Source organism: Photobacterium sp. DA100 (assembly GCF_029223585.1).
Classification (GTDB): domain Bacteria; phylum Pseudomonadota; class Gammaproteobacteria; order Enterobacterales; family Vibrionaceae; genus Photobacterium.
In genome coordinates, this window is record NZ_CP119424.1 from 1301217 (window position 1) to 1324573 (window position 23357).

At 45.1% G+C, this 23357-nt stretch carries 21 protein-coding genes and 2 pseudogenes; 8 read left to right on the forward strand and 15 right to left on the reverse strand.

Translation table 11 applies throughout. The annotated features are described in order from the left end of the window. Positions 1 to 5 precede the first annotated feature (5 nt). Positions 6 to 2252, reverse strand: a complete 2247-nt coding sequence (locus PTW35_RS23655) for a peptidase U32 family protein (protein ID WP_281027729.1) — start codon at positions 2250 to 2252, stop codon at positions 6 to 8. Positions 2253 to 2364: 112 nt separating this feature from the next. Continuing rightward, on the reverse strand, positions 2365 to 3297 hold the full coding sequence (locus PTW35_RS23660) for a LysR substrate-binding domain-containing protein (protein ID WP_044620877.1): 933 nt from the start codon (positions 3295 to 3297) through the stop codon (positions 2365 to 2367). 140 nt (positions 3298 to 3437) lie between these two features. Here PTW35_RS23660 and PTW35_RS23665 point away from each other — a divergent pair, with 140 nt between their 5' ends. Beyond that, positions 3438 to 4310, forward strand: a complete 873-nt coding sequence (locus PTW35_RS23665) for a DMT family transporter (RefSeq protein ID WP_281027730.1) — start codon at positions 3438 to 3440, stop codon at positions 4308 to 4310. 3 nt (positions 4311 to 4313) lie between these two features. Then, the gene (locus PTW35_RS23670; protein WP_281027731.1) at positions 4314 to 4826 is read left to right on the forward strand and encodes a YgjV family protein; all 513 of its coding nucleotides are present in this window, start codon (positions 4314 to 4316) and stop codon (positions 4824 to 4826) included. Between the two features lie 309 nt (positions 4827 to 5135). On the opposite strand, the gene PTW35_RS23675 is transcribed toward PTW35_RS23670, so the two are convergent. Then, on the reverse strand, positions 5136 to 5486 hold the full coding sequence (locus PTW35_RS23675) for a hypothetical protein (RefSeq protein WP_231580621.1): 351 nt from the start codon (positions 5484 to 5486) through the stop codon (positions 5136 to 5138). A gap of 303 nt (positions 5487 to 5789) precedes the next feature. Beyond that, entirely contained in the window at positions 5790 to 6224 is a 435-nt protein-coding gene (tnpA, locus tag PTW35_RS23680) for an IS200/IS605 family transposase (protein WP_039460255.1), read from the reverse strand. Positions 6225 to 6643: 419 nt separating this feature from the next. On the opposite strand from tnpA, the gene PTW35_RS23685 reads away from it, so the two are divergent. Together PTW35_RS23685 and PTW35_RS23690 are read left to right on the forward strand one after the other, a co-directional pair. Then, positions 6644 to 8119 (forward strand): peptide MFS transporter, encoded by a 1476-nt coding sequence (locus tag PTW35_RS23685; RefSeq protein WP_281027733.1) that lies wholly within the window; start codon positions 6644 to 6646, stop codon positions 8117 to 8119. A 363-nt stretch (positions 8120 to 8482) separates the two neighbouring features. Next, a complete protein-coding gene (locus tag PTW35_RS23690; RefSeq protein ID WP_281027734.1) occupies positions 8483 to 9526 on the forward strand; it encodes a GMP reductase in 1044 nt (347 codons plus the stop codon). A 92-nt stretch (positions 9527 to 9618) separates the two neighbouring features. On the opposite strand, the gene PTW35_RS23695 is transcribed toward PTW35_RS23690, so the two are convergent. After that, a complete protein-coding gene (locus PTW35_RS23695; RefSeq protein WP_348637739.1) occupies positions 9619 to 10278 on the reverse strand; it encodes a Crp/Fnr family transcriptional regulator in 660 nt (219 codons plus the stop codon). Between the two features lie 229 nt (positions 10279 to 10507). Here PTW35_RS23695 and add point away from each other — a divergent pair, with 229 nt between their 5' ends. Continuing rightward, positions 10508 to 11503, forward strand: a complete 996-nt coding sequence (add, locus tag PTW35_RS23700) for an adenosine deaminase (RefSeq protein WP_281027735.1) — start codon at positions 10508 to 10510, stop codon at positions 11501 to 11503. 82 nt (positions 11504 to 11585) lie between these two features. Here the strand turns inward: add and PTW35_RS23705 are convergent, their stop codons facing one another. From PTW35_RS23705 to PTW35_RS23720, 4 genes are all read right to left on the reverse strand, one after another. Further along, positions 11586 to 12683, reverse strand: coding sequence for an ABC transporter permease (locus PTW35_RS23705; RefSeq protein ID WP_281027736.1), 1098 nt, complete (start codon positions 12681 to 12683; stop codon positions 11586 to 11588). Next, positions 12680 to 13606 carry an ABC transporter ATP-binding protein gene (locus PTW35_RS23710; RefSeq protein ID WP_281027737.1) on the reverse strand — a complete coding sequence of 309 codons (927 nt, stop codon included), beginning with the start codon at positions 13604 to 13606 and terminating at the stop codon, positions 12680 to 12682. Before PTW35_RS23710 ends, PTW35_RS23705 begins: the two co-directional genes overlap by 4 nt. A gap of 2 nt (positions 13607 to 13608) precedes the next feature. Then, positions 13609 to 14574 carry an HlyD family efflux transporter periplasmic adaptor subunit gene (locus PTW35_RS23715; RefSeq protein WP_281027738.1) on the reverse strand — a complete coding sequence of 322 codons (966 nt, stop codon included), beginning with the start codon at positions 14572 to 14574 and terminating at the stop codon, positions 13609 to 13611. A 392-nt stretch (positions 14575 to 14966) separates the two neighbouring features. After that, entirely contained in the window at positions 14967 to 15869 is a 903-nt protein-coding gene (locus tag PTW35_RS23720) for a LysR family transcriptional regulator (RefSeq protein ID WP_281027739.1), read from the reverse strand. A gap of 127 nt (positions 15870 to 15996) precedes the next feature. Between PTW35_RS23720 and PTW35_RS23725 the strand changes: the two genes are divergently transcribed. The 3 genes and pseudogenes from PTW35_RS23725 to PTW35_RS23735 form a co-directional block, all read left to right on the forward strand. Then, complete coding sequence (locus tag PTW35_RS23725; RefSeq protein ID WP_281027740.1) at positions 15997 to 17001, forward strand: zinc-binding alcohol dehydrogenase family protein; 1005 nt, start codon at positions 15997 to 15999, stop codon at positions 16999 to 17001. 261 nt (positions 17002 to 17262) lie between these two features. Next, entirely contained in the window at positions 17263 to 18306 is a 1044-nt protein-coding gene (locus tag PTW35_RS23730; RefSeq protein WP_281027734.1) for a GMP reductase, read from the forward strand. 146 nt (positions 18307 to 18452) lie between these two features. Further along, positions 18453 to 18583: pseudogene (locus PTW35_RS23735) on the forward strand (heteromeric transposase endonuclease subunit TnsA); the annotation flags it as partial. Positions 18584 to 18598: 15 nt separating this feature from the next. Here the strand turns inward: PTW35_RS23735 and PTW35_RS23740 are convergent. The 6 genes and pseudogenes from PTW35_RS23740 to PTW35_RS23765 form a co-directional block, all read right to left on the reverse strand. Further along, a complete protein-coding gene (locus PTW35_RS23740) occupies positions 18599 to 19930 on the reverse strand; it encodes a hypothetical protein (protein ID WP_281027741.1) in 1332 nt (443 codons plus the stop codon). After that, the gene (locus tag PTW35_RS23745) at positions 19930 to 20571 is read right to left on the reverse strand and encodes a hypothetical protein (protein WP_281027742.1); all 642 of its coding nucleotides are present in this window, start codon (positions 20569 to 20571) and stop codon (positions 19930 to 19932) included. Before PTW35_RS23745 ends, PTW35_RS23740 begins: the two co-directional genes overlap by 1 nt. Further along, positions 20565 to 21494 (reverse strand): VWA domain-containing protein, encoded by a 930-nt coding sequence (locus tag PTW35_RS23750; RefSeq protein WP_281027743.1) that lies wholly within the window; start codon positions 21492 to 21494, stop codon positions 20565 to 20567. Before PTW35_RS23750 ends, PTW35_RS23745 begins: the two co-directional genes overlap by 7 nt. Before the next feature lies 1 nt (position 21495). Next, positions 21496 to 22518, reverse strand: coding sequence for a VWA domain-containing protein (locus PTW35_RS23755; RefSeq protein WP_281027744.1), 1023 nt, complete (start codon positions 22516 to 22518; stop codon positions 21496 to 21498). Further along, complete coding sequence (locus PTW35_RS23760) at positions 22515 to 23018, reverse strand: DUF4381 domain-containing protein (RefSeq protein ID WP_281027745.1); 504 nt, start codon at positions 23016 to 23018, stop codon at positions 22515 to 22517. The genes PTW35_RS23755 and PTW35_RS23760 overlap by 4 nt, the downstream gene beginning before the upstream one ends. 222 nt (positions 23019 to 23240) lie before the next feature. Next, positions 23241 to 23345: pseudogene (locus PTW35_RS23765) on the reverse strand (IS630 family transposase); the annotation flags it as partial. Positions 23346 to 23357 lie beyond the last annotated feature (12 nt).

The window sequence follows — 23357 nt, forward strand, 5'->3', positions numbered from 1 at the left end:
TTGCCTTACAAGCCTTTTTTGTATTGAGCCATCGTCGTCGGCGCAATCTTGGCATGAAGAGCTGACGGCGCTGCATCACCTGTTAGCTGCTCACGGAAAGCTTTAAGCAATACTGGTTTTTCCAACGCCATCTGGGTATGGGTCTTAATATCGCGCATATCCACCATATAGCCATCAAATAAACCGGGGTGATCCTTGATCACATCCAAGTTAAGATAATTCTCTTGGCTATACAGCGAATTATGGGCTCCACGCTGTTTATCTACCACATACGAGGCATGCTTAAGACTCAGGATCGACGCCGACTTATCACACTTTCGCAGGCACTTGTCATCGAATCGCTTCTTCTTACAGCCAACCGTTTGGTGGAACAAGCACTGGCGGCTGGTCAGTAGTGTGATCGGGTGATAAATACTGTAGAAAAGCTCGAAATTATCCGGCTTAACCAATGGTTTTATCTGCTTTTTGTTAATTTCGTTGGAGATAAATGCACCGACACAATTGAACTCTTCCTTCAGGCAAGCAAGGCTGTACGAGTTAATAATGTTCATTTGAGGGCCAGCCACCCAGTCAATACCGCGCTGATAGGCCGCATACCCTACCCCGCTGTTATTGGTCACAATACGGCTTGGTTGAACCTGCTCGAGGAAGGCAACTGCTGCATCATAGTTTTCACCAATGAGAATGGCAGGGAACCAAGGCACTAACTGATCATTATGCTCAAATAAGTCAACCAATCGGTCCAAATCACAGGCCAGCGCTTCGGGCAATTGATAGTACACGCAGGTATTTGGCTCTGACTGCAGCACCAGATCCTCTACTGAAGAAATCAAGGTGTGTAATTGAGGGGGTTGAGCATACTCAGAAGCCGCTTCCATTCCAGGTTTGCTCAACTCGACCGGCGCAATAAGTGGCTTGTTGCCGTTAAGCGCTACCGCGACTTTTTCTTTGATTACCGTTTGTTCTTTGTATGGGATGTAAAGGCCGCTTGCCAGCGTGCTCAAGTCGATCTGATTGACCCGGTAATCGGCATTGGCAAAACTGTTGACCCACTTGCTTACCCCTTCCTTATCAAGGGTAAATTTCTCAGAGGATACCAAATTTGATTCTGATTGCAGCTCAATCAAACCCTGCGGTGTGATGAGCTCAACCTTCAATGGCAGACCTTCAGTAGCAATGACTTTAATATCCAGCGCCAGCTTCTCGATACACAAGTCCTTAGTGACACGCTCCACCTGCTGGATAATATCGGTTTTCGTGTCGTAGAGCTTCTTCTTAACCGCTTTGACCTCATCCATGCTGGTGCAACTGTAGATATTCGAAAAATGGGTAGCAGCATGATCCCTCGGATTATCAATAAACATGCTCTTATTGATATCGCCTTTCAAGAACGCATTGGAAAAGTCACGGTTAAATACCGTATATAGCCGGCTGGTATCTGTCAGCATCTCTCCTTTGCTACAGTAGCTATCAATTTGCTGGCGCCACGTATCTACGACCGTATAGACATAATGGGACTTTTTGATCCGCCCCTCGACTTTCAGCGAATACACCCCTGCATCAGCCAAAGCCGCCATATCAGAAAAGGCCGAGTTATCTTTCAGATTCAACGGATAGTCTTTGCCGGTCTCTGTGGTCTGGTACTGCTCTCGGCATGGCTGACTGCAACGGCCACGGTTACCAGAGCTGCCATTTCTGACCGAGCTGATATAGCACAGCCCCGAAAAGCCAATACAGTAGGAACCGTGGACGAAGACTTCCATCAACACATCGTGCTGATGGCCAAATTGCGCCAAATGTTTGATCTCATCAATATTCAGCTCACGCGAGAGGTTAACCCGAGAGGCAGTGAGCTGTTTGAGGAATAATATCTGGCCTTCATTGTGGGTGTTGAGCTGCGTCGAGGCATGCACATCCAAGGAAGGAAAATGCGTCTTTAGTATCGAGAAAAGACCGATATCCTGAACAATCACCCCGTCAATATCGGTATTGACCAGCTTGTTCAACAGACGAACCAGTGCTGGTACTTCGCTCTCCAGAATAATGACATTAAGTGTCAGGAAGATCTTGCATTGGTGCTGGTGAGCCAGCCGGACAACACCGCTGAGGTTTTCAAACGTGAGGTTGGTCGCCCGGTTGCGCGCATTAAAGTTGTCCAGCCCGCAATACACCGCATCAGCGCCGGCAACAATGGCTGCTTTTATTGATTCTAAATCGCCGCCCGGTGCTAACAGCTCAAATTGGTCACTCATTTCGACATTACCCTTTTGCCAATACCCAATGCAAAAGGGCGGTATTCTACGTGGTACGGACTCGAAATGCCATTAATAGCACTGTGGTTAATCACTCATGTGGAGAATAACCCTATGTCGCGGCCAAGTTCTGGCCATTAGGATCGCTGTCATGCTCAAAACACTGTTGCTTAAGCCATCGCCCTAGGGTTGTTATCTCAAATTGTTTGGCACGTGATTGCTTATACACAAAATAGAGGTTGTCACCCGTTGGCAGCTCATGCATAGGAATACGCACTAGGTTCTGCTGGTGGTCGTGATCGTTTAGGAAGTAGTCATTCAAAAAGGCAATTCCCTGATGATACTTCACGGCCTCTGCAGCAAGAACCATATGGCTAAAGTGACTAACCTTCACATCGGCAGGCAAACTAAACCCGCCACGCTGACACCAAGTTTGCCAATCTAACGCCTGATTCCCATCTTTGAAAATCGAATGTACCGATAAGAGTGGATGCTCCCAGAGTGCCTCTGGTAAGGATTTGCCTTCGATCTGCAGCCAAAGTTTCTGGCTACAGAACGGGTACAGCAACTCCTTATACAGAAAGTCACTGACATAGTTTTTCTTGGGGGGATGAGCTGTAATGAAACAGTCTGCTACCTGATCCGAAAATTCTGGCTCGTCGGCGAACATGGCAAGCGATAAATCAATTTCAGGGTGTTGCTGACGCAAACTTTCCAGTCTGGGGACCAACCATTTCACAGCTAGTGAACTGTACATCGCGAGCCGGATTTTCCCACTTTCACCTTCTCGTATTTGCTGGCTGGCCTGGGCAATATTCTGCAATGAATGGGAGATTTCTTCGTAATACTTTTCACCCATCGGCGTTAAAGACAAACGTCTCCCCTGCCGGACAAACAAGGTTTCACCCAGGTATTCCTCCAACAAACGTACCTGATGACTAATGGCACTCTGTGTCACGTTCAATGACGTTGCCGCATGCGAGAAGCTATTTAAACGAGCAACAGATTCAAAACACTGAACGGCACGTAATGGCGGTAACTTCATTATTAGCTGAACTCATACTAAGTGAATATTTATCATTATATATGAAGGTGATTTATGACTTAAGCTTACGCAATCACAAATCATCACTTTCTTATTGCACTAACACTGAACACGCGTCAGTCAATGACAGGAGCTTGGTCATGCCTTCAATAACTGTTGGAATGGCAATGGGTTTACTCATTGCCGGAAACCTTATTGCGGTTTTTTCTGATGCCTTAATTAAAACGCTGGGTGAAGATACGGCGGTATTTCAATTTGTCTTTTTCAGGCAGTTAACTGCTGTACTGATATTGCTGCCTTTTTGTTATGGCGTGAGTAAAAAAAGCTTCACCGACGGACTGAAATGGCATGCCTTGCGTGCCCATATCTGGTTGCTTGGTGCAATTTTTATGGTCTTTGCCATCAATGCGATGCCACTGGCAACCGCCAATGCCATCTTCTATGCCGCCCCTCTGATGATGCTGCCGCTTGCATTGGTGTTTTTCAAAGAGCAGCTCACCCGCTACTCCATTTCAGCAGGGGTACTTGGCTTCATGGGTGTGTTGGTAATTATCCGGCCGACAGAAATTGACTGGGCGGCGATTGCTGCACTGATCGTCGCACTGAGTATCGCCAGCAATAACTTACTTATCCGCAAATTGCCCAAACATCAAACAGTAGCGCAAACCTTGTTATTGACCAATCTGGCGGGTATCCCAGCCTCCCTAGGGTTGGCACTATGGGAAGGGCGGGAATGGGATTGGACACCACTAATTACTGCGGCAGGTTCAAGTAGTTTCATCTTAATTTATGCCGCTATCTGTGTGATTGCCTACCGCTCGGCGGAAAGCAATAAAATTGCCAGTGCCGAATACAGTGGCCTACTCGGTGCTGTCGGGGTTGGCTTAATATGGTTTGGAGAAACCCCGGACTTTGCAATGGTACTTGGCACGGCCATGATCATTTTACCGCTAATTTGGCTGGCTCGAATTGAAAAAAATAAGGCAGCTACGAACCCTGAACTTTCGGAATAACCTATGTCGGCTTTTTTACTCTCACAAATAATAATTGGTATCGCCGTTTGCTTTGACCTTGTTTCATTTCAATTCAAGGATAAAAAAAACATCATCAAATGTTTTATCTGTGCCGTCATCCTGATAGGTATCCACTTTGCGCTCTTAGAGCAATGGACAGGCGCTGGGCTAATGGCGCTGGGAGCATTCCGCTACCTAATCAGCCTCTACACCACATCCAATAAAATGGCGTTGTTGTTCTGCATCAGCACACTGGTCGTCACCTTCTTCACGTATGCCGGTATTGCTAGCATTCTCAGTTGTTCCGCGGCACTGATTCAGAATGTTGCCGCTTTCAGCAACAACGATAAACGGCTTCGCCAACTGATGATTGTCGGTACCAGCTTGTGGCTGACTCATAATATCGTTATTGGCTCACCCACTGCCGTGCTGCTGGAGGCGTTATTCCTCTCAAGTAACCTCATCGGCTACTATCGCTACTACCTAAAACCAGCGAAAACCGCCGAGCAATTGTAAAAAAGAGTCTATACCCAAGTTACCTCAAGGTGCAGGATTCAGAGGGTTGTCAGGTTATTCAGTACAAGGCGAAGGTTTGCCGGAATGGCATTCCCTTTCAAAAAGCTTCAACGAAGGAGTGAATGGCCTGACACCCTCCCAGAGGGCGAGTTTTCTAAGCTCATATACAGCGTTATTGTTTCTTGATTTAGAACCACTAGAACTTCAAAACAATGCCTTGTCTATAAGCTTATAAATTCTCGCTGAACCTGCATCTTGAAGTAGCTCGGGTATAAAGAGGCCCTTTTTAACGTTAATCTCTGGTCGATATTAGGCCGTCGCCTTGTCCGCTCTTTCCTTCACCTTTTCAAGGATGGCAGAGATCGGAACAATCGGACCCATCATATTTACCCGAAGTGCATCACTACCTGAGGCATAATGCAGCTCAGATGAGTCGTAAGAGGAATAGTTATACTTGTAGTTGAACTTTCCCGTCGCGATATGTAACAGATCGAATTCTTTACGGTGGCAAGAGATATAAGCACGCCAGTACATCGCATCCACGACTTCTGACGGGCGGTCTGCACGAATTATAAACCGCCAGCTTCCGTCCTCACCGTAGAAGTCCAAAGGAAAAGTATTTTTTGTTTTTCTTTTGCTAAACAAAGTCAATTTATCCACTTAACCAGCCAATCAAGTGGATTATCCAAGGATTGAGGAAGAATGGAAGAGATTACAGATTAAAACCGTCAATTTTGACATAACTGTACAAATTTCAGCGCCTTTTATTTAACTGTATTCACTTATCCTTCTTGCTGTTAACCCATTACTCATAACGGCAACCCATATCACAACCTTACCCTCAATGCCGCAACACGCACTTTTTCAACATGCGCTTTTAAACTTCGACCTCGCTATACAAGTAAAAGATCCACCTTCTAAAGAAGGTGGCTTTGCATGAGCCCCCTCGAAGGGGGCCTTTGTTTAGTTCAGCGCTAACTCTCCCTGTTCTTGACGCTCTTTCTTCTCTTGATGCCTTACATATCGCCGGATTATTTCTTCATTAATTCCAACGCTATCGACAAAATAGCCTCTTTGCCAAAAGTGATTTCCCCAAAGCTTATTCTTTCTCAAATACGGAAACTTACTGAATAACTTCAAGGCTATTTTGCCTTTCAATACCCCCATCAACTTGGATATTGATAACTTTGGCGGAACCTTTACGACAAGGTGTACATGGTCAACTTGTACATTCAACTCAATGACCTCACATCCAAGTTGATTACAATAGACCTGGATACACCGATAAACCTCTTTACCCACATTGTTCTTCAAAATCCTGAAGCGGTACTTGGGCGTCCATACGATGTGATATTGACATCGCCAAAATACGTGGGAAGCTTGGTTATATCTACTCATGTTATTTGTCCTCTTTGACTTCGCGAAAAATCAAGAGAGCATTTAGCATGAGTAGTACTTCAGGCAAAGCCTCGCTGGATGATAACCACCTACTGAAGTAGGTGGTTTAGGGCTGAAAACAAAAATAATAATTATTAATAATAATGTAGCAAGATAGTAATTAGCATAAAGATCAACCAAAAAACAGTTAATCACAATTAAAAATACTTAAATATCAGTAGTATTGATGCATCTGTAATTTATCCACATGAAAATTATTCAACCAATAGATAAATAAAACTAATGATTAACTGCTTGCGAAACATACACTTTATCAAGTAGATGACGGTAAGAAATGATAATATCCCCGGCAATTTACATTTAGTTACAATTGCGCTTTCAAAAAGCCGAATCTAACTCCATAACCTTAGAGATGTATTATGTGGAACAGACTCAATAAGTCGATGATGGTTTGCCAAATGATGTTTGGCCTCTCCTTCTACGGTGTGATGGTGATCCTCACCCGCTTTTTCCTTGAGAACCTAAATTACAGTGAAGCCGACACCATGATGATCGTTGGCGCTTTCTCGTCTATTGGACCACTTTTTGCTATTGCTGGCGGATTTATTGCTGATAAATTCTTAGGTGCCTACCGCTCGCTGACAATCAGCTACTTTGGCTTTGCTATGGGTTATGCACTTTTAGTCATGGGCGCATCCAGCTTGAATATTCCGATGAGCCTGATTGGTATTGCTCTGGCGAGTTATTCGCGCGGCTTAATGTCACCTTCATACCCAAGTCTTTACAAGCGTACCTTCAAGTCAGAAGAGGACTTTGAAAACGCCTATCCGGTTAACTACTCAGTAAACAACATTGGCGCTTTTCTAGGACAGTATCTCTTCCCGATGATCGTTTTGATCCTTGGTTTCAATGGCAGCTTTGCGCTGTCAGCAGCGATGGCAACGCTGGCTTTGATTATTCTAATCACTTCACGCAAGCCGCTACTCTCCGTGGCAACAGAGATGGATAACAGACCTGCGGGCGTCAAAAACTGGCTTGCCTTCGGTGTTATCTCGGCATCAATGATCGGCCTGGTGTTCTTTATGTTCTCCCACATGGACATCGGCAAAAACATTGTCTATGCCATTGGCGCGGCCGCTATCGGTTACTTTATCTGGCTGATGATGCAGGCAAACCGCTCAGATGCCTTGAGAATGGGCACTATCCTGATCATGACGGCTCTGACCACTGCATTCTTTGTCTACTACGGCCAGATGATGACTTCCATGACTATGGTGACGATCAATACCATGCGTGGTGATCTGTTCGGTATTATCCCTATCGCACCCGAAGCCTCGATGGCAATGAACCCGCTGTGGTGTATCCTTGGCGGCCCACTGGTATCATGGACTTTCTCATCATTAGAAAAGCGTAATATCAACTTTTCGACGGCAACCAAAGTCAGCTTTTCCTTCGTTCTGACTGCCATTGCCTTTGGCATCCTGACCATGGCGATCTACAACATCGGCGAAAACGTCATCATTCGTCCTGAAGTCTTCTTGGCTATCCACTTCTTCCAGGCATTGGCCGAAGTGATCGTGGGTAGCTTGGTTGTCGCCTTCATCCTTTCCGTTGCACCTAAGCATATCGAGAACTTCTCGGTCAGCTTGTTCTCTGTGGCGATTGCACTGAGTGGTATCGTCGGTGCGGTCTTCTCGACCTCAATCGCGATGGAAAAAGGCCAAGCGATCACCCAAGAGTTGGTACAGACCGTATACGGTGACTACTTCAGCCTGCTGACTATACTGGCAGTGGTGATGGTGGCAATTGCCCTGCTGGCCTCAAGAATGATCCGCGTCATGCTTAAAAAAGCAGAAGACGGCCAGGAACAAGATGCCGCACTTGCAGAGGCATGATGAATTAATTCGTCACTTTGCCGAACAGATAATGAGGAGGCTCCTGCACGGGGCCTTTTTGATTTCTAAATGCAAGCGCACTCAGATTGAGCAACGATTACTCTCAATAAATGAATTTGGCGTTTTTTTGTGCAACAGGAGAAGGGGACTTGAAGGATAGTCCGGATGCTATCTTGCTAAAGGTAACACAAAAAAATTTACATTATTAGACTTGTTAAAAAACTTTCTCTGCCTATAATGCTGAAAACCGGAGCGTCTGCCAACGCTCCGGTTTTTTTGTGCCTGCAACATGGTGAATCTCAATGCTATCTGCCAATAGCCTCAAAGCCATGATGCTACATTCGATAAGATAAGGAATGACCAATGCGTATCGAACAAGACTTGAAACTGGGCTTTAAAGATGTACTGTTTCGTCCAAAACGTTCAACCCTAAAAAGCCGTTCTCAAGTTGAATTAACCCGCGATTTTACATTCAAGCATAGCGGTCGTCAATGGTCTGGGGTACCAATTATTGCTGCTAACATGGACTCCGTCGGTAGCTTCGAAATGACCGCTGCCCTTGCCAAGCACGGCGTTATGACTGCGGTTCACAAGCACTACACCGTGGCTGACTGGGCTGAGTTCGTTAACAACAACGACGCTAGCGTACTGAACAATGCTATGGTTTCTACCGGTACGTCTGAAGCAGACTTCCAGAAAACCAAAGACATCATGGAACTGTCTGAAGACCTTATCTTCATCTGTATCGATATCGCCAACGGCTACTCCGAGCACCTGGTTGAGTACGTGCAAAAAGTCCGTGCTGAGTTCCCTAACAAGGTTATCAGTGCAGGTAACGTCGTTACTGGCGACATGGTTGAAGAGCTTATCCTTGCGGGTGCTGACATCGTTAAAGTCGGTATCGGCCCTGGCTCTGTCTGTACTACCCGTGTTAAGACCGGTGTAGGCTACCCTCAGCTTTCTGCCATCATCGAGTGTGCTGACGCTGCCCACGGCCTAGGCGGCCGTATCATCGGTGACGGTGGCTGTGCCTGTGCTGGTGACGTTGCCAAAGCCTTCGGTGGCGGTGCCGACTTCGTGATGCTTGGCGGTATGCTGGCTGGCCACGAGGAAAGCAACGGCGAAATCATCGAGCAAGACGGCAAGACCTTCATGAAGTTCTACGGCATGTCTTCGCAAAGCGCGATGGACAAGCACTCGGGCGGCGTGGCCAAATACCGTGCTGCAGAAGGCAAAACAGTTCTTCTGCCATTCCGTGGCCCGGTTGAGAACACTATCCAGGACATCATGGGTGGCGTACGCTCGACCTGTACTTACGTCGGTGCCGCCAAGCTGAAAGAGCTGACCAAGCGCACAACCTTCATCCGCGTGCAAGAGCAGGAAAACAACGTCTTCGGTAAAGAGTAAAATGTGCCCTTTAGCTAAGATATGATTTTGCAAAAGCCACTGTTTTCAGTGGCTTTTTTTGTCATTACCGATCAGCTAAACGCAGAAGCGCATCATTGCTGTGATTGATTCAAATAATCTATCAACCCATCTAAATTGACCGGAACGATCGTAGATTTATCCTTCCCTTTCTTCACTAGCCCTTCTTTGATGAGCTCATGAATAATTCGGGTATAGGCCCGATCCGTACAACCAAAACGCTGTGCCTCCTGATACATATAATCATGATTTAATGATCGGGTTTCAGAGGTACAGCGGCTCACGATATCTTTGACAATGTTGAACTTCAGCGGATACAGAGATCGTTCTATGGCGATATTCATTGATGATTGGTACATATTCGCCATGCGGTGGTTCATCCAAAAAGAAATTGACGCGTCTTCAAGCAGGATCTCGGCAAAACGCTCTTTTGGAATCACAACAAGCTCTGTCGTCGCTGTTGCCACCACATCGAAAGAACAAGGTTTTCCTGAGAAAAACTCGATCTCTCCAAAGAAGTTATCTTCGAGGTAGTAGTCACCCAGGCTAAGCGTTTTACCATTAAGGGCTGTGTGGAGCAGCATAAACTGGGCGGCAGCGGACCAATATACCTCGGTGATATCATGCTCTTGCCTCACGATATAGTCGCCCTTATGCCGGGTAATGCGCCGGAAGCTCTCATTGGCAATTAACTGGCGAAACCTTTCTGGCCCTTTGCTTAAAATTTCAGACATAACCATTTGTGTAAACTGTGTCCAACCTATCAAAATATAAAAATAATCTTGCCACACCCGGACAATTGTCGTGCTAATGTCCCCAAGCGATTCTATAAGCTACAGTTCATAAGCTTAGGAAGCAAAATGCTACATATATACCCAAGCTACTTGGGTATACTGATAATAATCAACCACAATTTGGGAAACACTGCATTTTCCCAGATTATTCATAGTTGGGACAACACGAATGAATTACTTCGACCTACCAAAAATTGATCTTCATTGCCACCTAGATGGCAGCGTCAGACCACAAACTGTTATCGATCTGGCCAAACAGCAAAACATCACGCTGCCTAGTTATGATGTTGATGAAATCAACGCCTTGATGGTTGCCCCAGAAACTTGCCCTAACCTACCAGAATACCTAAGCCGCTTTGACCTGCCGGTATCGGTTATGCAAACGGCTGAAAGCTTGGAGCGTATTTCGTTTGAGTTGTTTGAAGACGCCGCCAAAGAAAATGTGAAGTACCTGGAAGTTCGCTTTGCCCCTCAGCTTCACATTCAAAACGCCCTGACTTATGAGCAAATCATCGCCAGTGCGGTCAAAGGCATGAAAAAAGCTGAAGCTCTATACGACATCAAAGGTAACTACATCCTTTCGATGGTGAAGTTCCTGCCTTCTGATACCATCCCGCAAGTGATTGATGCCGGTGTTGGCCTGCTGAACCAAGGGGTTGTTGCCTTTGATCTTGCTGGTAGTGAACTTGATGGCTTTAGCCATGACTATGCCACTTTCGCACAGGATGCAAAAGATAAAGGGTATAGAGTGACTATTCACGCTGGTGAACAGGGCTGCGGACAAAATGTCTACGAGGCTATTTCTATCCTAGGCGCAGAGCGCATCGGCCATGGTGTTGCGATAAAAGATCACGAAAAAGCATACAACCTAGTGAAAAAAGAAGACGTCGCGCTTGAGACTTGCCCAAGCAGCAATGTGCAAACTAAAGCGATCCCAGAACTAGCACAGCACCCAATCAAAGCGTTTTACAAAGATGGCGTGCCAGTAACGATCAACACCGACAACCGCACAGTATCCAACACCACAATGACCGATGAAGTTCGCAAGGTGATGGAGCAATTTGAGCTAAGTGAAGAAGATTACTACCAAATCTACAAGATGAGTGTTAAGCACTCCTTCGCTTCAGACGACGTCAAGCAAGCATTGATGCAGTTTGCTAAGTAAGCACATCTCAAAATACTTAAAAGGCCACTTTATCTTTAAAGTGGCCTTTTTCATGTTTGCCGTATACCAAGCCGGTTATATATCAATCTAACGATTTCTTAAACCGTTTAGATGCCACCAGCAAGCCGATAACGGTAAAGCCTGCCAGCCATAGCGTGTCTTTCCACAGCCCGATCAAATCAGCACCACGCAGCACAATCCCTCTGATCAAACGCATAAAGTGTGTCGCTGGTAGCGCTTCTGATATCCACTGCGCAGCAACAGGCATGGCTTCATAGGGAAACATAAAGCCAGAGAGCAAGATCGATGGCAGTAGAATGAACACGGTCATTTGCATCGCTTGAAGCTGGGTCGATGCGATCGTCGAGATCACCAACCCCAAGGTTAAACTGGCAGAGATAAACAGCAAGGTACCAAACAAGATCTGGCTGATCGCCCCATTGATCGGCACATCAAAGATAAAATGCCCCAGTCCCAATATAATGAACACCTGAATCAAACCAACAAAGATATAGGGAACTATCTTGGCCACCATCAATTCAAACGAGTGGATAGGTGTGGTGATCAGCAATTCGAGGTTGCCGCGCTCACGCTCCCTCACTATCGCGGCACTGGTAAACAGGATCATCGTCATGGTTAGAATCACCCCCAAGAGCCCGGGAATAATATTCACTGCCGAGCGTTGCGTAGGGTTGAAATACAGTACCACCTCAAAAGTTTTTTCAATTGGCGGGCGAATTTCAATATCCAAATCCGTGAGCGGCATGGTCTGTAGACCAAGGATTGCAGCACTGATCATGGTATCCGAACCATCGACAATCCACTGGCCAAGCTCTCGGCCCTGCATCGCACGTTGGGTAAGATCACCGGGTAAAATCAACGCAGCCCTCACTTCTCCTTGTTGAATAGCCACCTCTGCTTCTTGGGGTGATGAAAATTGCCTTTTAACATCAATAACCTGGGTCACCTTCACTGACTCGATTATCATTCGCCCTGCGACGCTATTGCTCTGATCCACGATGGCGACAGGGATATTGCGAACATCGGTATTTATCGCAAAGCCAAACAGCAACAACTGGATCAGCGGGATCATCACTACCATGCCAAAGGTAATACGGTCGCGTGATAACTGGCGAATCTCTTTCACCATCACTGCTTTCATACGGTTGAGAGCATTCATTGCCTACCCTCCCCAGTCACTGTCACAAAAACATCTTCCAAGCTAGGTCGAGCAATGTTCATCTCGCTATTGGCCAATTTGGGGAACGAACCCTTCAACCACTCAATAGGATCATCGATATGTTGACGTATCAGTACCCGTAAACGGATGCCAAGCTGAGCTGCCGAGCGGACCTCATTTTTTTCCAATAATTGCTCTTTCAGCTCCCGCAAACGCTCTGCCTTAATCTCGACAACATGTACCCCCATCTCTTCCATCAGCGTTTCTGGCTCGCCATCAGCGCGGATCTTACCGGCTTCCATAATTGCTAGCCGGTGGCAACGCTCTGCTTCATCCATATAGTGGGTTGTCACCAAAATCGTGGTGCCCTGATCCGAAAGATCAAAAAGCTGCTCCCAGAACTCACGGCGATTTTCAGGATCAACCGCTGATGTCGGCTCATCGAGAAACAGTAATTCTGGTTTATGCATGGTTGCTGCAGCCAATGACAAACGCTGTTTTTGACCGCCACTCATACCGGAAACACGCTGCTTTCGCCGCTGATCTAAGCCATAGGTAGCTAGCTGCTCGTCAATCCTTTGCGCTAATTCCTTTTTTCCCATTCCGAAGATCTGGCCAATAAACTCTAAGTTCTCTTCCACGCTTAAGTCATCGTAAAGCGAGAACTTCTGGGTCATATAACCTATTTTAAGCCTCAGCTTTTCTGACTCCAGAGGGATAGTTAAACCCAGTACAGAAACATCACCTTCAGTCGGGCTCAGTAAGCCTGTCAGTACACGGATAGTGGTCGATTTGCCGCAGCCGTTGGGGCCTAAAAAGCCGTAGATACTGCCTTTCGGCACATTGAGGTTAATGTTGTCGATAGCAATGAAATCACCAAACGCTTTCTTTACGTTATGGGCTTGGATCGCGTATTCCTTCATGATCATTCCCCAGCCAGTTCCACTTGGGCAGGTACACCAGAGGGGAGTTGTTCCGCACTATCAGGCAAGTCAACTTCAGCGAGATACATCAAACGGGAGCGCTCATCTTCCGTTAATGCATAATAAGGGGTAAATGCAGGCTCTGACGATACCCAACGGACTGTGCCTTCAAAGGGGAGCTCTACACCATCCACATGAACAGGGACTTTTCGTCCAGGTACGAAATCCACCCGATGGCTGGCTGGTACATAAACCCTTGCATAGGGAATGCGGTTGGCCTGAACGACAGCGACGACCCCATTAACAGGCACCCGCTCGCCAAGGTTATATGGCAGGTTATCCAATATGCCATCACGGGTAGCGACAATCGTCAGCTCATCCAGCTTTTGCTGCTCCAACACCACATCCGCTTTGGCAGCGGCCAGTTCGGCCTTAGCTTGATCAATGTCCTCTGGCCTCGATCCTGCGGTCAGTTTGCTGAACTCTTCGTTGGCAGAGTCCAATTCAGCTTTGGCTGAATCCCTTGCTGCGAGTGCACTGTCTTGTTCTGATTGGCTGATCAGTCTTCGACTGACCAATTCGGCCTTACGGTGATAATTCTTATCAGCCTCTGTAAGTTGTGCCTGCGCTCTGGCAACTTTGGCCTGTGCCGCAGCGATATCTTCCGGCCTTTCACCGTTTGTAAGCCTGAGCAAGTAGGCCTCTGCTTTAGATTGCTCGGCAATAGCGTGTGCCAATATTGCTTGCTGGTTCTTACTATCAAGCCTTACCAGCACATCCCCTTGTTGTACCGTACTGCCCTCTTTGACGGGGAGCTCCCTAATGATTTCATTGGCAGTCGCACTGAAAGTGACCCGGTCACGCTCAAGGGTACCTAAAGCTTGCTTGGGTGAGTCTTTCAAACATCCTGTCAGCAGCAAGGGGACAAATAGGAGGAAAATGATACGTACGCAAAAGCTTCCTTTCATTGCTTTATCTCTTATGGCTGGTTCATTGAATCAATGACATTTATCCATACTACTTACAATAGCACTCAGGCAGGGCAAATCACTTAGCACTACCTCATAACTTCAATGGTTTACTTGTTACCTAAGAAGTAAAATATTCCTTTCACTTCCGAAAGGAAATAACCATTTAATCACTTTCTTCTTATTGAAGAATTAATTGAGAGCAATACAAAGAAAACCAATATAGTCAATTTAATCAGTAACTTAATTTCAGACCAGAATACTAAGTAACATCAACATGTAATGTGAGATTGGTTAGATATAGAATAAAGCTACGAATTAAACAGCGATTGGTTTGTCTGCAATGGCTGTTGGGATTGTGGCAATTATTGTTTTACAGTGCTTCGCAAAAATCATGAAGCAAGATAGTGTTTTGCTTTATCTGCCAAAAACTCTTTCAGCGCCTGAATCTGCGGGTTAATGACTCTTCTGCTAGCACAAACCAGATATAAGGGAGCCGGCTCTGGCTCTAGACCAATATCAACGCCCATTAGGCGCCCTGCGACCAGATCTTCTTTCACATCCAACAGCGACTTATAGGCAATCCCCTTCCCCGCAAGCGCCCAGCGCCTGACCGCCTCGCCGTCACTAGCATAGCGATTTCCCTTCACAACCAGCGTCACCTCATGACCGCGCTGAAAGAACCGCCAGCGGTTATACAAGCTATCTCCCAAGGCAAAACACAAACAGTTGTGAGTAGCCAACTCTTCCGAGGTCAAAGGTGTACCATATTCCGCCAAGTAGCCAGGAGACGCACACAAGATGCGGGTATTTCCCCCAGCAATCGGTAAGGCCACCAACGAAGAGTCACTCGGTTCACCATATCGAAGTGCAATATCGACAGGTTGGGTATACATATCTGCTAACCCATCGCTAAGCTGCACCCTGACTTCCAACTTTGGGTGTTGCGCCATGAACTCATCGATCCAACCTAGAAAGATATTTCGACCACAATCCGAGGGCATAGAGAGTTTAATCACTCCCCGAAATTCTGCCTGGCCCTCAGTGATCGTACTGCAAGCTTCTGTCATCAGACCGACAGCCTGCTCGCAGTAATTGAGGAACTGCTCACCCTGCTGGGTAAGACGGAGGTTACGGGTCGAGCGGATAAACAGCAGTGCACCAACTTCACTTTCCAGCCGCTTCAATGCCGCACTGGCTGCCGCAGGGGTGATATCCATGTTCCTCGCCGCAGCAGAGAGGCTGTGCTGTTTGGCTGTCTCGATAAAAATTTTGAGGTCGTTGAGCGCTTTCATTTTCAAAATCTATTTGAAAGTAAATTAAGTCAATACTGGTTTTTCAAAATTTAATTGTCAAATAAACTTCGACCATAGAGTTAAGAAAACACCTACCCTTTTGTAAGGGCAGTCGAAGGAGAAGATCATGAAAGCAGTCGGCTATCAACAATCACTACCCGTTTCTGAACCACAGTCTCTGGTGGATATCACCTTGCCAGAGCCCGTTGCTACAGGTAGCGATATTCTGGTCGAAGTCAAAGCCATCTCGGTTAACCCGGTTGATACCAAGGTACGCATGCGTGCAGCCCCGGAACCAGGTCAGTACAAAATACTTGGCTGGGATGCCGCCGGCATCGTCAAATCTGTCGGCCCGGAGGTTACCCTATTCAAACCTGGCGATAAAGTCTGGTACGCTGGCGATTTGACCCGCTCAGGCTCCAACGCTGAGTACCAACTGGTGGATGAGAAAATCGTCGGTCACATGCCAGCAAGCCTTGACTTTGCCCAAGCAGCTGCCTTACCTCTGACAACCATCACTGCGTGGGAAATGCTATTTGACCGCTTACAGGTTGAAAAGGACAGCAATAAAAAATTACTGATCATCGGTGCAGCCGGCGGTGTAGGATCGATTATGGTTCAATTGGCGAAGAAATTGACTAACCTGACGGTTATCGGTACCGCTTCACGTCCTGAGACCCAATCATGGCTTAAAGAGCTAGGAGCTGATCATGTTATCAATCACCGAGAATCACTGAGCAAGCAATTGGCCGAGCTGGAGCTGGGCGAAGTGGACTATATCGTAAGCCTGACCAACTCTGATGATCACCTTAGCGAAATTGTCGAATCAATCAAACCGCAAGGCAAATTCGGCCTGATTGATGATCCGGCGTCGTTTGACATCTTGCAGCTCAAGCGTAAAAGCATTTCACTGCATTGGGAATTCATGTACACCCGCTCACTATTTGGCACTGAAGACATGATTGAGCAGCATCACCTACTCAACAATGTTGCAAAAATGGTCGATAAGGGGGGCATAAAATCAACAATTGCCCATCAAGGCGGTAAGATTTGTGCGGATAATTTGAAGAAAGCGCATGAGCTCTTAGAGTCACAGAGAGCGCTCGGCAAAATCGTACTTGAAGGTTTCTAATTTAAAATCAGAGCACTAGAGGCAAAAAGGAAGGAATTGCGAAGATAGTAAGCAGCAGTCGAGGTGCTATCTTCGTAAAGGTAACACAAAAAAATTTACATTATTAGACTTGTTAAAAAACTTTCTCTGCCTATAATGCTGAAAACCGGAGCGTCTGCCAACGCTCCGGTTTTTTTGTGCCTGCAACATGGTGAATCTCAATGCTATCTGCCAATAGCCTCAAAGCCATGATGCTACATTCGATAAGATAAGGAATGACCAATGCGTATCGAACAAGACTTGAAACTGGGCTTTAAAGATGTACTGTTTCGTCCAAAACGTTCAACCCTAAAAAGCCGTTCTCAAGTTGAATTAACCCGCGATTTTACATTCAAGCATAGCGGTCGTCAATGGTCTGGGGTACCAATTATTGCTGCTAACATGGACTCCGTCGGTAGCTTCGAAATGACCGCTGCCCTTGCCAAGCACGGCGTTATGACTGCGGTTCACAAGCACTACACCGTGGCTGACTGGGCTGAGTTCGTTAACAACAACGACGCTAGCGTACTGAACAATGCTATGGTTTCTACCGGTACGTCTGAAGCAGACTTCCAGAAAACCAAAGACATCATGGAACTGTCTGAAGACCTTATCTTCATCTGTATCGATATCGCCAACGGCTACTCCGAGCACCTGGTTGAGTACGTGCAAAAAGTCCGTGCTGAGTTCCCTAACAAGGTTATCAGTGCTGGTAACGTCGTTACTGGTGACATGGTTGAAGAACTTATCCTTGCGGGTGCTGACATCGTTAAAGTCGGTATCGGCCCTGGCTCTGTATGTACTACCCGTGTTAAGACCGGTGTAGGCTACCCTCAGCTTTCTGCCATCATCGAGTGTGCCGATGCTGCCCACGGCCTAGGCGGCCGTATCATCGGTGACGGTGGCTGTGCCTGTGCTGGTGACGTTGCCAAAGCCTTCGGTGGCGGTGCCGACTTCGTGATGCTTGGCGGTATGCTGGCTGGCCACGAAGAGAGCAACGGTGAAATCATCGAGCAAGACGGCAAGACTTTCATGAAGTTCTACGGCATGTCTTCGCAGAGCGCGATGGACAAGCACTCTGGCGGCGTGGCCAAATACCGTGCTGCAGAAGGCAAAACAGTTCTTCTGCCATTCCGTGGCCCGGTTGAGAACACTATCCAGGACATCATGGGTGGCGTACGCTCGACCTGTACTTACGTCGGTGCCGCTAAGCTGAAAGAGCTGACCAAGCGCACAACCTTCATCCGCGTGCAAGAGCAGGAAAACAACGTCTTCGGTAAAGAATAACTCCAAAGTTATTCAACAACTTGCAAAAACAACCGTAAATTGATTTTACGAAATCTTACCTTGAAATAAAAAACAACCATATCTTGAAATGGCTTATAAAGTGTACAATGCTTGAGTAAGTTTACTCTAGGTATGGTTGTTTTTGTATGATAAAACAAATTCTAAGAAACTCATCAGTAAAAACTTATCACGGTTTGTCAGCCTCAAAACTGATTCCATACATACAGTTGAATCCGACTTAGAGTTTGATGCCTGTTTTCACTTTGAATTTTCAGCACAAGCCTAGGTGTTATTACTCGATAACATCGTTGAGTTCTATTGTAAAATCTTTAGATACCTTCGAATGATTACCCATGTTAAGCGAGCTTACAATTCTAAACAGTGTATCCGCTTGATTGGTGGTAAATTGTTTTTCATTATTCTCTGAATAGGCAATTTCAACCAATTCATCGAGCAGTTCTTTGCCTTCTCTATTAGAGCTGATCGCTTGTCTAACATTATAAACACCTAATAGATGTGATAACGCCAATAAGTCATTGATTGCAGATTTGTAGTTTTTTTCATTAATCTGTTTTAGATAAGATTGTTTTCTATACCTCACCTTTACATGAATTGAGTTTCGATATCGTGTGACCCACCGCTTATGATTTTTCACATAGATAACAACAACTATGAAAGCCAGACATAATGCAGCGAATATTGTTAGCAAGGTTGCCCAGTCATTTTTAATCGATACGAATACATTACCACCAACTTCATCTTGATTTAGTGTATTGACAACTTCACCTACTTGAATTGTACGCTCTTTAAGCTCAATAACTTGCCTCTTATTGGTAGATGTATCCCACCAAACAAACGACAACTCAGGTAATGTATAGGTACCATCGTTGTCAAGCATATAAGTTATCACCACTTCTTTATGAGTTTGGTTTACCCTTTCCCTCGGGCGATAGATTTCTTCAACTTTAGGAGATGTTTGAAGTATCTCAATACCAGGGATTGCGTTAATTTCTATTGTCGGCATTAACATAGTTGGTGCATCTTGCGCAATAATATATATAGAACGCTCAATCGCATCACCCACTTGAAACTCTTTGACCAGTTCGCTCGAAAAGTTGTCTTTCACTTCCATATGCTCAGTAACAACATAAAAATCGTCAGCAGCTAACTCTTGTTGCTTAACCACGTCAATAGTGAATGATTTAGTCTGTATCGTAGTTTTATCTTCCTGAGTATTTTCCGTTTCCTTTGCTATCAACTTGACTGTACTACTCGGTAACGCCAGTTTTCCCGCCTTTAAAGGATAAACTGTTAACGTCTGTTGGTATGTAAACGTTTGAGCATCTTTATGCTTGAGTTTAATAGGGGGTGGTTCAATCGTGACGGCATTGTCAAATGTTTGATAAACGATAGAAGTATCTTTAGACAGCTTAATAGCTGACTCGATTTCGAGCTCGAAAACAACGGGCTCAAATGGAATTATAGAACCTTCTTGGTTTACGCGAGTTATCGACACACTAATATCATTCGCTGCTATCGCCTCATCCAATGTTTGCGCAATAACAGTTGGCGCTAGTATAGTAGCTAGGAATAACAGGACTGTATACAAGCTAATTTTTTTCACTATTCCACCTTTTCCGCAACAGAATTCCTAAGCTTTTTCTCTAAAGCAAACTTCTTCTGTAAAAAAAAAGAAGGGTTAACTTTAACTTGCTCCAACCACATTTCATCAGTTGGTATTGTTACAGGAATGCCTAGTTGCTTTTCTTCTTCAGATTCTGGCTCTGGATTAGACTGCTCATCATCCATAGCCAAAGAATCGTTTTTGTTAGGTTTACTTTTATCACTTTTAGTTTGTTGTGCTAATGCACTGACGATTTCCAAATTGGTGATGAAGTCTTGATTTTCAGGATCAAACTCCAATAGTTCGGTATAAATCTTCTGAGCACCAAAATATTCACCATTGTGCGCGAAAGCATTAGCCCGAGCAAACATATCTTTTTTGCTGCCAGCATATTCCCAAAGTTGTCCGGCAAGCTCAAACTCTTCAATGGCATATAAACTATATGCTTTCCAGCGAGCATCGGTAAACTTGTCAGCCGCTAAGTCATAATCTTGATTACTAAACAGCAATGCACCTTGCTGATCGGGCGTCAACCATAGGTTTATAAATGCTTGGGGGTTGAGGTATCCCCAGACCGCAACAATAACGATAGTTAATGAAGCGACTATGTATTTAAAACGCTGTTGAATTTTAATTACCATTTAATTGTCCAACCTTTTCTAAACCAAAACAGTTGAATTATCATTATTATTAGTAGTAATAAATATCCAGAATCGTACCAAGGAAGTGCGTTATCTGCGGCGTTTTTTATTTGTGAGCGAATGGCATCATCAACCTTCTCAACATCTTCTCCTCTTGGGGCAAAAGCAACGAACTCACCAGAATTTTCGCTAGCCATAGACTCCATCGCTGTTGTAGCCCCCTCATCAATGGCGTTAAACCCCCAGATAACTAGGTTGCTAGGGTTTTCAGTATTCTTTTGCTTAAATGCTTGGCTCGCTTGTGGGTTCGATTTGTCGGTAATTAATAGAATCGTAGATTGAATATCATTGCTAGTGATTAAGCTATCAACCAATGGTACAACCGCGGCAGGGTTTTTACCTTTTTCTGGCATAATCCTAGGGGTTAACGTACCCAAAAAATGTTCAATCATCCTTCTATCATCAGTTACTGGCATTGCTATGTGCGCACTGCCTGAATACACAATCAGAGCGGTGTTAGTATCCCCACGTCGCTCCAATAATTGGATTATTTTCTGCTTTGCGCGTGTTAGCCGACTTGGCTGTATGTCTTCGCTATTCATCGTTTGCGACAAGTCTAAGGCGATTATCAAAACAGCGTCATCTTTGATAAAGGGCGAAGGCTGCTGATACCAACTAGGGCCAGCGAGGACAATGGTTGATAGTATCAAGAACGGTAGCAACAAAAGTCTTGGCGACAAATACTGTAATCGATTCCCTTTAATCGTCAATTGCTCAATAATTTGAGGCGACATGACTTTTTTCCACTGCGTTAAATGTGTTGCTTCCCGAGCAACTAACCAATAAATAAAGAGGCTTGGAACCAAAAATAGTAACCAAAGCGGTCTTAAGAAATGAAAATTCACAATCCAGTCAGGCCACATATTATTCTTCCCTCTGTAAGACACGACGCTGATTGCGGGCACTTGAAATAACTACTTTCGTTCTTCTATAAAACGATGGTAAAAGAGCAATAAAGTTCAAAACAATATATAAAGCAAGAGGCACGTAATGCAGACTCGTTTTAGGTCGAAAACTCAACGTTTCATACTCCTGCTTTTCGAGCGTATTAATTCGATTGTATACATTATTTAGCTCCTCTCTATTGTATGCTTGGAAGCTTTCGCCACCAGTTATCTCAGATATTTTGAGGAGAGTATCGACGTCTAATTTGTATTCTCCTTTGCCATTCGGGTCACCCATCGCGATAGTATAAATTTTAATGTCAAATTTTTTGGCCACTTCTGCAGCTTTAATTGGGGGCATTTTAGAGCCAGTATCATGCCCATCAGTTAACAATATGAGTACACGATCTTTTATTTTATTCTGTTCAAAAGCACTTACAGACAATCCTATCGCATCACCGATAGCCGTTTGCCAACCAGCGACACCTAAAGCAGACTGGTTTAACAACGATAACCAAGTGTCAATATCCTGAGTAAATGGGGCTTGAAGGTAGGCGGCATCACCAAACAATATTAAACCTAATCTATCGTTCTCACGTTGCTGAGCAAACTCTGCAAGTACTTGCTTTGATGCTGTCAAGCGATCTATAGGTTGTTTATTTAGGTCACAAAAATCTTGTTCTGACATTGAACCTGAAAGATCAAGTGCAACCATTATTTCCTTGGCTGCATTTTTTTGTTCAATCGGCTCCCCAATCAATTCAGGTTTTGCAACGGCTACGACCAAACTGCACCAGCCAAGGAACAATAATACCCGTTGTAAATTGCTTCGTCGTAATTTTACTGCCCCGGTACTTGGTGTTTTGACAGTTGAAAAAATCACCTTTTGGAAAAAAGGAACTTGTATCGCGTCTTTTTGCTCTTTATAAGTCGAAAAAAGAAAATATACGGCAATAGGCAAGAACAAAGCAAAAAGTGCCCAAGGGTAAGCTAACTCTATCATTTTTCCCCCTCATGAGTATTTATCCAAAGCTTCACTTGTCGGGCTAGTTCGTTAAATTTACTCTTCTCTAGACTTTGCCTATCACCATGGGCCAATTGATTCAGCATACCTTTGTATTCCGTCGAAAAGGCACATATGTTGCATTCATTATCTAACCAAACCTCCCAGTTTTCACCGACCAAAGAGCCAACGTCCTCTCTTGAGTATGCATAAAGCGCCACTCGCTTCAGCAATTGAGGCAGTAACACGTATGTGTTTGGGTTTTCTTTAAGGTTCTCTAACTCCAAGATGGCCTTTCTACGATATGCATTTCGCTGATAGTTTTTAAAGGCTTTTAGTAGAAACATAAACACTAAAAGCGTAACTATCAGCAAAACGGCGAGCCAACCGGATGTTTGTGGCCACCAACTAATTTCTTGGGGTGGTGATACCTCAATGAGGCCTTTTAATTCAGGGTTGCCCCATGCCTTTGAGTCTAAAAATTGATTATCTTCAGCCAAAATAGCGCTCTTCAGTAAAATGAGTAAAAAAATGTTGAAAAATCAGACAACAGGATGAAGCATGAATGGGCACTAACTTACTATACATATACCCGCGATCGATGATGATGCTTGATTTCTTCAATAATGAGGATCATGCTACAGCTCAATAAGAGCCATAGTTTGAGTTACAGATAAGTATCCCGATGACCCACCATTTTCAGGTATCAGTTTTTCAGATTATTCATAGTCTTTGAAGTGACGAAGAACTGTCGTTTCATGGATTGGCAGAGCCTGTGAAATCATGGAGGTACTCCAACCTTCAGATGCAAGAAATACCGCTTTTATACGGTCGCGAAC

Excerpts from the sequence above, each read along its gene's own strand:
- PTW35_RS23705 (WP_281027736.1), bottom strand. The coding sequence starts at position 12,683 with ATGAATGCTCTCAACCGTATGAAAGCAGTGATGGTGAAAGAGATTCGC.
- PTW35_RS23725 (WP_281027740.1), top strand. The coding sequence starts at position 15,997 with ATGAAAGCAGTCGGCTATCAACAATCACTACCCGTTTCTGAACCACAG.
- PTW35_RS23655 (WP_281027729.1), bottom strand. The coding sequence starts at position 2,252 with ATGAGTGACCAATTTGAGCTGTTAGCACCGGGCGGCGATTTAGAATCA.
- PTW35_RS23710 (WP_281027737.1), bottom strand. The coding sequence starts at position 13,606 with ATGAAGGAATACGCGATCCAAGCCCATAACGTAAAGAAAGCGTTTGGT.
- PTW35_RS23715 (WP_281027738.1), bottom strand. The coding sequence starts at position 14,574 with ATGAAAGGAAGCTTTTGCGTACGTATCATTTTCCTCCTATTTGTCCCC.
- PTW35_RS23690 (WP_281027734.1), top strand. The coding sequence starts at position 8,483 with ATGCGTATCGAACAAGACTTGAAACTGGGCTTTAAAGATGTACTGTTT.
- PTW35_RS23730 (WP_281027734.1), top strand. The coding sequence starts at position 17,263 with ATGCGTATCGAACAAGACTTGAAACTGGGCTTTAAAGATGTACTGTTT.
- PTW35_RS23660 (WP_044620877.1), bottom strand. The coding sequence starts at position 3,297 with ATGAAGTTACCGCCATTACGTGCCGTTCAGTGTTTTGAATCTGTTGCT.
- tnpA (WP_039460255.1), bottom strand. The coding sequence starts at position 6,224 with ATGAGTAGATATAACCAAGCTTCCCACGTATTTTGGCGATGTCAATAT.
- add (WP_281027735.1), top strand. The coding sequence starts at position 10,508 with ATGAATTACTTCGACCTACCAAAAATTGATCTTCATTGCCACCTAGAT.
- PTW35_RS23670 (WP_281027731.1), top strand. The coding sequence starts at position 4,314 with ATGTCGGCTTTTTTACTCTCACAAATAATAATTGGTATCGCCGTTTGC.
- PTW35_RS23720 (WP_281027739.1), bottom strand. The coding sequence starts at position 15,869 with ATGAAAGCGCTCAACGACCTCAAAATTTTTATCGAGACAGCCAAACAG.
- PTW35_RS23745 (WP_281027742.1), bottom strand. The coding sequence starts at position 20,571 with ATGGTAATTAAAATTCAACAGCGTTTTAAATACATAGTCGCTTCATTA.
- PTW35_RS23695 (WP_348637739.1), bottom strand. The coding sequence starts at position 10,278 with ATGTCTGAAATTTTAAGCAAAGGGCCAGAAAGGTTTCGCCAGTTAATT.
- PTW35_RS23750 (WP_281027743.1), bottom strand. The coding sequence starts at position 21,494 with ATGTGGCCTGACTGGATTGTGAATTTTCATTTCTTAAGACCGCTTTGG.
- PTW35_RS23685 (WP_281027733.1), top strand. The coding sequence starts at position 6,644 with ATGTGGAACAGACTCAATAAGTCGATGATGGTTTGCCAAATGATGTTT.
- PTW35_RS23755 (WP_281027744.1), bottom strand. The coding sequence starts at position 22,518 with ATGATAGAGTTAGCTTACCCTTGGGCACTTTTTGCTTTGTTCTTGCCT.
- PTW35_RS23665 (WP_281027730.1), top strand. The coding sequence starts at position 3,438 with ATGCCTTCAATAACTGTTGGAATGGCAATGGGTTTACTCATTGCCGGA.